Annotated in this window: 13 protein-coding genes and 1 pseudogene; 4 read left to right on the top strand and 10 right to left on the bottom strand. The window is 68.1% G+C overall.

The features are described from left to right. The first annotated feature begins 60 nt into the window (after window positions 1–60). Window positions 61–1323 carry a phosphoserine phosphatase SerB gene (serB, locus tag AB0I23_RS24265; protein WP_359112160.1) on the top strand — a complete coding sequence of 421 codons (1263 nt, stop codon included), beginning with the start codon at window positions 61–63 and terminating at the stop codon, window positions 1321–1323. Between the two features lie 83 nt (window positions 1324–1406). Here serB and AB0I23_RS24260 read toward each other — a convergent pair whose 3' ends face one another. The 4 genes from AB0I23_RS24260 to AB0I23_RS24245 all read right to left on the bottom strand — a co-directional run bounded on the left by AB0I23_RS24260 (window position 1407) and on the right by AB0I23_RS24245 (window position 3802). Beyond that, window positions 1407–1925 carry a SixA phosphatase family protein gene (locus AB0I23_RS24260; RefSeq protein ID WP_359112159.1) on the bottom strand — a complete coding sequence of 173 codons (519 nt, stop codon included), beginning with the start codon at window positions 1923–1925 and terminating at the stop codon, window positions 1407–1409. 74 nt (window positions 1926–1999) lie between these two features. Continuing rightward, window positions 2000–2206 (bottom strand): hypothetical protein, encoded by a 207-nt coding sequence (locus AB0I23_RS24255; RefSeq protein WP_359112157.1) that lies wholly within the window; start codon window positions 2204–2206, stop codon window positions 2000–2002. Between the two features lie 169 nt (window positions 2207–2375). Beyond that, a complete protein-coding gene (locus AB0I23_RS24250) occupies window positions 2376–2492 on the bottom strand; it encodes an SGM_5486 family transporter-associated protein (protein ID WP_266987204.1) in 117 nt (38 codons plus the stop codon). Between the two features lie 17 nt (window positions 2493–2509). Further along, complete coding sequence (locus AB0I23_RS24245; protein ID WP_359112155.1) at window positions 2510–3802, bottom strand: CynX/NimT family MFS transporter; 1293 nt, start codon at window positions 3800–3802, stop codon at window positions 2510–2512. A gap of 140 nt (window positions 3803–3942) precedes the next feature. On the opposite strand from AB0I23_RS24245, the gene AB0I23_RS24240 reads away from it, so the two are divergent. Continuing rightward, window positions 3943–4617 (top strand): FadR/GntR family transcriptional regulator, encoded by a 675-nt coding sequence (locus tag AB0I23_RS24240; protein ID WP_037691566.1) that lies wholly within the window; start codon window positions 3943–3945, stop codon window positions 4615–4617. Between the two features lie 23 nt (window positions 4618–4640). Here AB0I23_RS24240 and AB0I23_RS24235 read toward each other — a convergent pair. The 6 genes and pseudogenes from AB0I23_RS24235 to AB0I23_RS24210 form a co-directional block, all read right to left on the bottom strand. Then, a pseudogene (locus AB0I23_RS24235) lies at window positions 4641–5000 on the bottom strand (hypothetical protein); the annotation flags it as partial. Window positions 5001–5166: 166 nt separating this feature from the next. Beyond that, a complete protein-coding gene (fabI, locus tag AB0I23_RS24230; RefSeq protein ID WP_267005884.1) occupies window positions 5167–5934 on the bottom strand; it encodes an enoyl-ACP reductase FabI in 768 nt (255 codons plus the stop codon). Between the two features lie 5 nt (window positions 5935–5939). After that, window positions 5940–6659 carry a 3-oxoacyl-[acyl-carrier-protein] reductase gene (gene fabG / locus AB0I23_RS24225; protein WP_359112153.1) on the bottom strand — a complete coding sequence of 240 codons (720 nt, stop codon included), beginning with the start codon at window positions 6657–6659 and terminating at the stop codon, window positions 5940–5942. Window positions 6660–6812: 153 nt separating this feature from the next. Beyond that, window positions 6813–7196 (bottom strand): PIN domain-containing protein, encoded by a 384-nt coding sequence (locus AB0I23_RS24220; protein ID WP_359112200.1) that lies wholly within the window; start codon window positions 7194–7196, stop codon window positions 6813–6815. Window positions 7197–7201: 5 nt separating this feature from the next. Further along, complete coding sequence (locus tag AB0I23_RS24215; protein WP_359112151.1) at window positions 7202–7486, bottom strand: type II toxin-antitoxin system Phd/YefM family antitoxin; 285 nt, start codon at window positions 7484–7486, stop codon at window positions 7202–7204. Between the two features lie 146 nt (window positions 7487–7632). Further along, window positions 7633–8109, bottom strand: a complete 477-nt coding sequence (locus AB0I23_RS24210; RefSeq protein WP_359112150.1) for an ATP-binding protein — start codon at window positions 8107–8109, stop codon at window positions 7633–7635. 196 nt (window positions 8110–8305) lie between these two features. Here AB0I23_RS24210 and AB0I23_RS24205 point away from each other — a divergent pair, with 196 nt between their 5' ends. Together AB0I23_RS24205 and AB0I23_RS24200 are read left to right on the top strand one after the other, a co-directional pair. Then, a complete protein-coding gene (locus tag AB0I23_RS24205) occupies window positions 8306–9172 on the top strand; it encodes a helix-turn-helix domain-containing protein (protein ID WP_359112148.1) in 867 nt (288 codons plus the stop codon). Beyond that, the gene (locus AB0I23_RS24200; protein WP_359112146.1) at window positions 9169–9390 is read left to right on the top strand and encodes a DUF397 domain-containing protein; all 222 of its coding nucleotides are present in this window, start codon (window positions 9169–9171) and stop codon (window positions 9388–9390) included. The genes AB0I23_RS24205 and AB0I23_RS24200 overlap by 4 nt, the downstream gene beginning before the upstream one ends. Window positions 9391–9422: the final 32 nt, after the last annotated feature.

Below are 9422 nucleotides of genomic sequence, written 5' to 3'. Positions count from 1 at the left end.
TGTCCGGTCCGCGGGACGGGGGTTCGAGGGCGCGAGAGGGACCGATACGGTGGGAACACCATGAGCGCATCTCAGTCCCCTCAGTCCTCCCCGTCTCCCGAGCCCTCTGAGGCCCCTGAGTCCCGTCAGGGCACCGACACCCCCACCCTTCTCGTGAAGATCTTCGGGAAGGACCGTCCGGGAATCACCGCCGGACTCTTCGACACGCTCGCCGCCTACGCGGTCGATGTCGTCGACATCGAGCAGGTCGTCACCCGTGGCCGCATCGTCCTGTGCGCACTGGTCACCACCCCCACCGCGGGCGGTACCACCGAGGGCGACCTGCGGGCGACCGTGCACAGCTGGGCCGAATCACTGAAGCTGCAGGCCGAGATCATCTCCGGTACCGGTGACAACCGGCCGCGTGGATACGGGCGCTCCCACGTGACCGTGCTCGGGCACCCGCTGACCGCCGAGTCGACCGCCGCCATAGCGGCCACGATCACCTCGACCGGCGGCAACATCGACCGGATCTTCCGCCTGGCGAAGTACCCGGTCACGGCTGTCGAGTTCGCCGTCTCCGGCACCGGAACCGCGGAGCTGCGGACCGCGCTGGCGACCGAGGCCGCCGGGATCGGCGTCGACGTGGCGGTCGTGTCCGCCGGGCTGAGCCGCCGGGCGCAGCGGCTGGTCGTCATGGATGTCGACTCGACGCTGATCCAGGACGAGGTCATCGAGCTGTTCGCGGCGCACGCCGGCTGTGAGGACAAGGTCGCCGAGGTGACCGCGCAGGCGATGCGTGGCGAGCTCGACTTCGAGCAGTCGCTGCACGCGCGGGTGGCGCTGCTGGCGGGGCTCGATGTGTCGGTGGTGGACAAGGTGCGCGCCGAGGTGCGGCTGACCCCCGGTGCGCGCACGCTGATCCGCACGCTGAAGCGGCTCGGCTATCAAGTGGGCGTCGTCTCCGGCGGCTTCACGCAGGTCACGGACGACCTGAAGGAACGGCTCGGGCTCGACTTCGCCTCCGCCAACACTCTGGAAGTGGTCGACGGCAAGCTCACCGGGCGGGTCGTGGGCGACGTCGTGGACCGGGCGGGCAAGGCCCGGCTGCTGCGCAGTTTCGCCGAGCAGGCCGGGGTGCCGCTGGCGCAGACCGTCGCGATCGGTGACGGTGCGAATGACCTGGACATGCTGAACACCGCCGGCCTCGGGGTCGCCTTCAACGCGAAGCCGCTCGTCCGCGAGGCCGCGCACACCGCGGTGAACGTGCCGTTCCTGGACACCGTGCTGTATCTGCTCGGGATCACCCGTGAAGAGGTCGAGGCGGCCGACGGTCTCGTCTGACCGATCGATGGCTTCGAGTCCCGGATACGCGGATGGGCCCGGCACGGGTGAGGTGCCGGGCCCGTCCGCGTACGCCGTCGCGATCAGTCGTTCGGCGTCCAGTACTCGATCAGCTTGCCCACGCCGTGCTCCACGCCCTTCCAGGAGCCGGAGAACTCGATGACGGCGAATGCGGCGGTCGGGAATCCGCCGTGGGTCATCCGGGCCAGGGTGTCGCCCTCCGCCGATGCGGAGAGGGCGTCGGCGAGAGCGTGCATCCCTGGGTTGTGGCCGATGATCAGCAGGTTCCGCACTTCATCGGGGGTCTCGTTGATCAGGGCGATCAGCTCGCCGAGCGAGGCCTCGTAGAGCCGCTCCGCGTACACGGTCTTGGGACGCTTCGGCATCTCGTGCACCGCCAGCTTCCAGGTCTCGTGCGTCCTGGCGGAGGTCGAGCAGAGGGCCAGATCGACGACGATGCCGGAATCGACGAGTTTGCGGCCTGCCACGGGCGCATCCTTGCGGCCACGCTCCGCGAGCGGCCGCTCGTGGTCGGAGTCCTGCGACCATTCCGCCTTTGCGTGCCTGAGAAGGACGATCCTGCGAGGTGTGTCGACGCTCATACACCTCAGCTTCGCATGAAATGAGCCGCCCGTCGCAGGGTGTTGAAGGGCTCCCCCGCTGCGGGTGAACGCCCTCAGAGGGCCAGCAGGTCCACGATTCGCTGAAGCAACCGGCCGATCGCCGGATCGCCCGTCGCCGCGTGCGCCTGGCCCGATCCCACGATCATCAGCAGGAGGGCGGCGAACGCGACCGAAGGCAGCGCGACGGCCCACCACGGCAGCCGGATCTCGACGCCGGACGACGCGGGGCGGGGCGATCGGGTGTGCGTACGGGCCGACATGTCCGCCTCCGTGGGTCAACGGTTCTGATACCTGAAACCTACGGATCCGGCGGCGCCCGTCCCATCCGGTGACCCACCCACTTCCCCCTGACCCTGGCCCCCTAGGGGATGGTGGTGCTAGCCCCACCATCCCCTGCGGGGACGTCGGGGCAGGGCACTCGGGCAGGTGTCAGGGAGAGGCGATCGAAGCGATCACTCCGATGATCACCGTGATCAGGAGCATCACTCCGAGCACGAGGAGAAGCTTCTTCTGACCGTTCTGGGGATTCGGATCGAGCACTGGCATGGGGCCAGTCTCGCATCTCAGCTTTCGTCCTCGATCGTCCGGTCCCGCCCGGCCAGAATTCCCGCCACCATCTGCGGCACCATGAGGCCCGCCATCAGCGCGATCGGCAGCCCCCACCCGCCGCTGTGCTGGTAGAGCACGCCGACCAGCAGCGGGCCGGGGATCGAGATCAGATAGCCGGTGGACTGGGCGAACGCCGACAGCCGGACCACTCCGGCGCCGCTGCGGGACCGCATGCCGATCATGGTGAGGGCGAGCGGGAAGGCACAGTTGGCTATGCCGAGGAGGAGCGCCCAGACCCAGGCGCCGCCCGCCGGTGCGAGGTAGAGACCGGCGTAGCCGATGAGGCCGCAGGTGCCGAGCACGACGGCGATCGGCCCCTGGTTCCGCATCCGGGCGGCGGCCCTCGGGATGACGAAGGCGAGCGGCACGCCCATGGCCATCGTGACGGCGAGCAGCACGCCCGCCGTGCCGGCGGAGACCCCGGCATCGCGGAAGATCTGCGGCATCCAGCCCATGGTGATGTACGCGGCCGTGGCCTGGAGGCCGAAGAAGCAGGCGAGGGCCCAGGCGGTACGGGAGCGGGTGATCCGCAGGGCCGGAACGTCCCGGTGCTGCTGGGTGGCGGGCTGCCCCTGGGCGCCGCTCCGGTCCCGTACCAGCGGGATCCAGGGCAGGACCGCCGCCGCCGCGAGCACGGCCCAGATCCCCAGACCGGCCTTCCAACTGCCGCCGAGCGCATCGGTCATGGGCACGGTGACGGCTGCGGCGAGTGAGGTGCCGAGGGCGAGCGCCATGGAGTAGAGGCCGGTCATGGAGCCGACCCGGTCCGGGAACCAGCGTTTGACGATCACCGGCATCAGGACATTGCTGACAGCGATGCCCATGAGGGCGAGGGCGCTGGCGGCAAGGAAACCGGCCGTGGAGCCGACGAGGGGCCGGATCAGCAGTCCGGACATGATGGCGGCCATGCCGGCGCAGACGACCGCGCCGGTGCCGAAGCGGCGGGCGAGACGCGGCGCCATGATGCCGAAGACGGCGAAGCAGAGCGGCGGTACGGAGGTGAGGACACCGGCGACGCTGCCGCTCATGTGCAGCCCGTCCCGTACCTCTTCGAGGAGGGCGCCGAGGCTGGTGATGGCGGGGCGGAGATTGAGCGCGGTGAGGACGAGACCGACGGCGACCAGGCGGAGGAGCCAGGAGGCGGGACCTGCGGCGGCCGGCGGGGCCGGGGAGTCCATGGGGGTGCTCGCCGCGGTGGTGTGCCTTTTCAGGGTCAGGGGCTGGCGCTGGGGCTCGTCGTCGAACATGGGGCCCATCATAGAATCATGGGATGATTGATTGTCCAATCGTCTGAGAACCTTCGGAAACCTTCGGAAACCTTCGGAAATCCTCGGGAAACCCGCAGCCCCGAGAATCCGTTGACCCCGGGACCCGAGCAAGGAGCATCATGGCGCTGACGTCTCCGCGACGTTCGGCACTCGCCGACCAGGTGATTGCCCAGTTGAGGAATCAGATCACCTCGGGCGAGTGGCCCGTCGGTTCGCGGATTCCGACCGAACCCGAGCTGGTCGAGCAGTTGGGCGTGGCCCGCAACACCGTCCGCGAGGCGGTGCGCGCGCTCGCGCACAACGGGCTGCTGGACATCCGCCAGGGGTCGGGCACGTATGTCGTCGCCACCAGCGAACTGGCCGGGGTGATGCACCGCCGTTTCGCCTCCGCCGACCCGCGCCATGTCGCCGAGCTGCGCTCGACACTGGAGTCGTCGGCGGCCCGGCTGGCGGCCGTCCGGCGCACCGAGCGGGATCTGAAGCAGTTGGACGCTCTCATGGCGCGCCGCGAGGAGACCTGGGCCGCAGGGGACGCGGAGGCGTTCGTGGCAGCGGATGCGACGCTGCATCTGGCCGTGGTCGCCGCTTCGCACAATGACGTACTGACGGGTCTCTATGCCGATCTGGGGGATCTGCTGCGCGACTATCTGCGGGTCGATGTCGGGCACGAACTGCGGCCGGAAAACCATATGGATCATGGGCGACTGGTCGAGGCGATCCGGGCCGGTGACGCGGAGACCGCGGCCGCCGAGGCGGCGAGCCACGCACTGAGCTGTCTGGCGGAACGGATCTGATCCGAAGGGGGGACCTGTATCCGGCGGTGGGTGACCCAGGCGGAGGCGACTTCCTTCCAGCAGCGGTCGTCGAGCCGCACGGTCTGTCCGGGAGCCACGTCGACGGGTATGCCGTCCGCGTCGATGTCCCACCAACGGCCGCATTCGGTGTGCAGCTGTACCCGGTCGGTGGAGGGGTACGGGTTGTGGCAGTAGGCGACCACCTGGGAGCCCTGGACCGTCGTACGGCAGTCGGCACCGGAGGGGTCCGGGGTGGGGCCGGCGGGTGCGGACGCTCCGGCGCCCATCCGCCCCACGACGGATATGCCTATGGGGGCGGCGAGTGCGACAGCGACGGCCGAGGCCGCCAGCAGGGCCCAGGTTCGGCGACGTGTGGAGCGCACAGCGATCACCTCCGCAGCCTGACCAAAAGTCCGGTTCCACCACATTCTGCGGTGGATCGACCGTCTTTTCGACTTGAGCGGGGGAAGACCGCGCGGGGACGGACGACGGCCGCGCACCACCTGCTCTGAGGTGGTACACGGCCGGGTCGTGCCGGGTTCTACGAGGTCAGGCACCCATCATGTGCACGCCGCCGTCGACGTGGATGATCTCACCCGTGGTCTTCGGGAAGAAGTCCGAGAGCAGGGCGACGACACCGCGGCCGGCCGGCTCCGGGTCGGCCATGTTCCAGGACAGCGGGGAGCGGGTGTTCCACACGTCCGCGAGCTCCGAGAAGCCCGGGATGGACTTGGCGGCCATCGAGCCGATGGGCCCGGCGGAGATCAGGTTGCAGCGGATGTCGTCCTTGCCCAGGTCGCGGGCGAGGTAGCGGGAGGTGGCCTCCAGCGCGGCCTTGGCCGGGCCCATCCAGTCGTACTGCGGCCAGGCGAACTGTGCGTCGAAGGTGAGGCCGACGATCGAGCCGCCCTCGCTCATCAGCGGCTTGCAGGCCATGGCGAGCGACTTCAGCGAGAACGCCGAGACGTGCATCGCCGTGGCGACGGACTCGAACGGGGTGTTCAGGAAGTTGCCGCCGAGCGCGTCCTGCGGCGCGAAGCCGATGGAGTGGACGACGCCGTCCAGCGAACCGAGCTCCTCACGGACCAGGCCTTCGAGCCGGTCCAGGTGCTCGGTGTTGGTCACGTCCAGCTCGATGACCTTGGCGGGCTTGGGCAGCTTCTTGGCGATGCGCTCCGTCAGCGTGGGCCGGGGGAAGGCGGTCAGGATGACTTCGGCACCCTGCTCCTGGGCGACCTTGGCGGTGTGGAAGGCGATGGACGACTCCATCAGCACACCGGTGATGAGGATGCGCTTGCCGTCGAGAATTCCGATCATGGTGGTCAGTGACCCATGCCCAATCCGCCGTCAACGGGGATGACGGCTCCAGTGATGTACGACGCGTCGTCGGAGGCGAGGAAGCGCACCGCGGCGGCGATCTCCTCGGGCTGCGCGTAGCGGCCGAGCGGCACCTGGGACACGATGCCCTTGCGCTGCTCCTCGGTGAGCACCTGGGTCATGTCGGTGTCGACGAAGCCGGGTGCGACGACGTTGAAAGTGATGTTCCGCGAGCCGAGCTCACGCGCCAGCGACCGGGCGAAGCCGACCAGGCCGGCCTTGGACGCGGCGTAGTTGGCCTGCCCCGCCGAGCCGAGAAGGCCGACGACGGAGGAGATGAGGACGACGCGGCCCTTCTTGGCGCGCAGCATGCCGCGGTTGGCACGCTTGACGACCCGGAAGGTGCCGGTGAGGTTGGTGTCGAGTACGGACGTGAAGTCCTCCTCGGACATCCGCATCAGCAACTGGTCCTTGGTGATACCGGCGTTGGCGACCAGTACCTCGACCGGACCGTGCTTCTCCTCGATCTCCTTGTATGCCTGCTCCACCTGCTCGGCGTCGGTGATGTCGCACCGGACGGCCAGGACCCCCGCTTCGGTGAGGACCCGGGGCGGCTCGCCCGAGCGGTACGTGATCGCGACCTTGTCGCCGTTGTCGGCGAAAGCGCGGGCGATGGCGAGGCCGATGCCCCGGTTTCCTCCGGTGACGAGAACCGAGCGGCTCAACGGATCACCCTTTCGATAGCGGTCTGGTACCTCGAAAACCTATCGGTACCGGGCGCTTTCCAAGGACTCGGCCCCTGACAGTGGCTTCCGCGAGGCACTGTGGGGTTCCTACAGTGCCCACCCGGACCGACCGTTTCCCACGACGTGAACGCCTCAGCGAAAGCCCGGCGCTTCGACAGGAAGGCCAATGCTCTCGGCAACCTCCAGCATCCGCTTGTCGTAACTGATGAGTACGTCGAGCGACGTTCCCAGCACCTGAGCGCTGGCCACGTGAATCGCATCGAGAGTCCGTACTCTGCCCGAAAGGGCGGCAGCCGCGTCCCGCACCTCGTCGGTCAAGAGGATCTCGGTGAAGTCCCGAGTCAGATCCCCTATGAGATGGGGAAAGCTACCGACTTGGTCCAGGGTCCGAACCGTCTCTACGAAGCCGAGGCTGCTGGTCGCCAGGGGTGCCACCGATCGCCCCGCGAGATGAGCTCGCAGCTCACGAGCATGGTCGCGCCCACTCAGCAGAGTGACGATCGCCGAGCTGTCCATGTAGATCAACGCGGATCGTCCTCACGCTCGCCGAGCAGGATATCCAGGGGGGAGACATTTTTCGGCGGTTCGCAGACCGGCAGACGGTCGAGATCGGCCGTCGTGGCCGGCTTCAGCCTGATCTGCCCCTGCGCGACAAGCGGGGCATATCGCTCCGAGGCCCCGGTGCCAGGAAGCAGTATGGCAATGACATTGCCGTGTCTCGTCACCTGAATCGCCTCTCCCTTTTCCACGCGCGCGAAGACGGCACTCGGGTTGTACGAGAACTCGCGGACGGAGATTGTGCTCATCGGGGCTCCCTTCGGCGGCCACCGCGAAAAGTACCTACATTCTTGAATCGTACCTACACTTGTTGCGTGCTGATACGGATCCGCCCAACCCCTGGGCGGCCATATGCCACGGCTCGCCCGACCCATCGCCCCCCACACGGCGAGACTCACCCGGCCGTGCAGGGGACCCGGCACCGGATCTGCTTGCCGATCGACGATCGAACCACGTGCCAGCCCGGCGCGAGCAGGTCCAGCAACGCGAGACCCCGGCCGACCTCGGCCTCCGCGTCGTCCAGTGCGATACCGCGACGGCGCGGAACGGTGCGGGGGTCGGGGTCATGGACATTGACCGCGACCCCGAAGGCCGCGGCGTACACCTCCACCACGACGGGCACGTGATCCCCGCAGGCCCGGACGGCGTTCCCGACGAGCTCCGACACGACAAGTTGCGCGATGTCGGCCACGTCGCCCTGCACGCCGAGCTCGGCCAGGGCCTTGGCGGTGAGCTCACGTACGGAGCGGAGGTTCGGGCCGGAGGCGTTGATGTGTGCCGCGAATCCGCGGCTCCGGTAGCGCACGTAGCGCCCGACGGCGGGTGGCGGGGATTGCGGGTCCTGGTCTTCCTCGTCGGCCATGCCGAACATGACGCCTCCAGCCTGCGGCGCGGGGCCGCGGGAAGTATTGACTTCCGCCACACAGGGCAATTGCGCATGCACGCTAAGTGGCGATGAGTAGCGATGGCGCACCTCATCCACCCTGGGTAGCAAGTTTTCCACCCCCTTCGGTTACGAGCTCCCGGAAGGTATTCAGCACCGCCAACTACTGAGGTATGACTGCGACATGCCCAACTCTCCCGTGGTACCGACCGTCCGGCGCCGACGCCTGGGATCCACGCTCAGACGTCTGCGGAACGGCGCAGGTCTGACGCTCGACGAGGCCGCCGTCGCAATGGGCTGGAAAGGCCCGAAGCTGTCGAAGATCGAGAGCGCCAATCAGGCCATCAGGCCCGGCGATGTCGTGACGCTGCTCGGGGTCTACGGGATCAACGATCCGGAAACGCTCAACGCCCTGGACAATCTGGCCAAGGACGCCAGCAGGAAGGGGTGGTGGCAGACCTACAGCGGAATCGTGTCCCCCGCCTACGCCGACTACATCTCGCTGGAGTCCGATGCCTCGCAGATCTGCGAATGGTCGCCACTGGTGATCCCGGGCCTGTTGCAGACCGCTGCGTACGCGCGCGAGAACATCGCGGGAATCACAACGTTCCGCACCACCGACGAAGTTGCGGCACTTGCCGAAGTGCGGCTGGCCCGGCAGTCCGTACTCACTCGACCGGGAAAGCCGTTGGAGCTGTGGGCCATCATCCACGAGGCCGCGCTCCACCAGCGATTCGCCGTCCGTCCCGCCACCATGCGCGAGCAGTTGCGACGCCTGCTCGATTCGGCGGAGATGCACAACGTGACCATCCAACTGATGCCGTTGGACTCAACCGCGCATCCTGGAGTCGTAGGCGGCTTCAGCATGGTCGGTTTCCCCGGACCCGCCCCGGACGTGGTTCTGCTGGAAAACCTCAGCGGAGAGACTTACCTTGAGGGCGAAGGAGCGTCGCCCTTCGCGAAGGCGTTCGAGCGGATTCGTGCCACGGCGCTGTCCACGGAGGACTCGGCCGCACGCATAGCTGAGATGGAAGAAGGCCACAGAAGGTGAACGCGCCCGAGGCGGAGCTGTTCGGACACGACCTCTCGATCGCGGCCTGGCGCAGGTCCTCCGCCAGTGGAGCCGAGAACAACTGCGTAGAAGTCGCCATCCTCCCCGGAGGAGCAACGGCCGTACGCGACTCGAAAGACCCCGCACGCACCCCCCTGCGGTTCACGGCCTCGGGGTGGGCCGCGTTCAGGGCGGGCGTGATCGACGGCGACCTGTGATCGGCCGGGGCGGCTTGCCCGGAGGGCCATCT

Source organism: Streptomyces atratus, from assembly GCF_040655115.1.
Taxonomy (GTDB): domain Bacteria; phylum Actinomycetota; class Actinomycetes; order Streptomycetales; family Streptomycetaceae; genus Streptomyces; species Streptomyces atratus_D.
Note: the sequence above shows the minus strand (reverse complement) of the source record. Positions and strands in the feature narration are given on the sequence as shown.

Bases quoted from the DNA above. Each gene is read 5' to 3' on its own strand.
- AB0I23_RS24210 (WP_359112150.1), bottom strand. From the start codon at position 8,109: ATGTTCGGCATGGCCGACGAGGAAGACCAGGACCCGCAATCCCCGCCA.
- AB0I23_RS24260 (WP_359112159.1), bottom strand. From the start codon at position 1,925: ATGAGCGTCGACACACCTCGCAGGATCGTCCTTCTCAGGCACGCAAAG.
- AB0I23_RS24240 (WP_037691566.1), top strand. From the start codon at position 3,943: ATGGCGCTGACGTCTCCGCGACGTTCGGCACTCGCCGACCAGGTGATT.
- AB0I23_RS24250 (WP_266987204.1), bottom strand. From the start codon at position 2,492: ATGCCAGTGCTCGATCCGAATCCCCAGAACGGTCAGAAGAAGCTTCTC.
- serB (WP_359112160.1), top strand. From the start codon at position 61: ATGAGCGCATCTCAGTCCCCTCAGTCCTCCCCGTCTCCCGAGCCCTCT.
- AB0I23_RS24255 (WP_359112157.1), bottom strand. From the start codon at position 2,206: ATGTCGGCCCGTACGCACACCCGATCGCCCCGCCCCGCGTCGTCCGGC.
- fabI (WP_267005884.1), bottom strand. From the start codon at position 5,934: ATGATCGGAATTCTCGACGGCAAGCGCATCCTCATCACCGGTGTGCTG.
- AB0I23_RS24205 (WP_359112148.1), top strand. From the start codon at position 8,306: ATGCCCAACTCTCCCGTGGTACCGACCGTCCGGCGCCGACGCCTGGGA.
- AB0I23_RS24245 (WP_359112155.1), bottom strand. From the start codon at position 3,802: ATGTTCGACGACGAGCCCCAGCGCCAGCCCCTGACCCTGAAAAGGCAC.
- AB0I23_RS24220 (WP_359112200.1), bottom strand. From the start codon at position 7,196: ATGGACAGCTCGGCGATCGTCACTCTGCTGAGTGGGCGCGACCATGCT.
- AB0I23_RS24215 (WP_359112151.1), bottom strand. From the start codon at position 7,486: ATGAGCACAATCTCCGTCCGCGAGTTCTCGTACAACCCGAGTGCCGTC.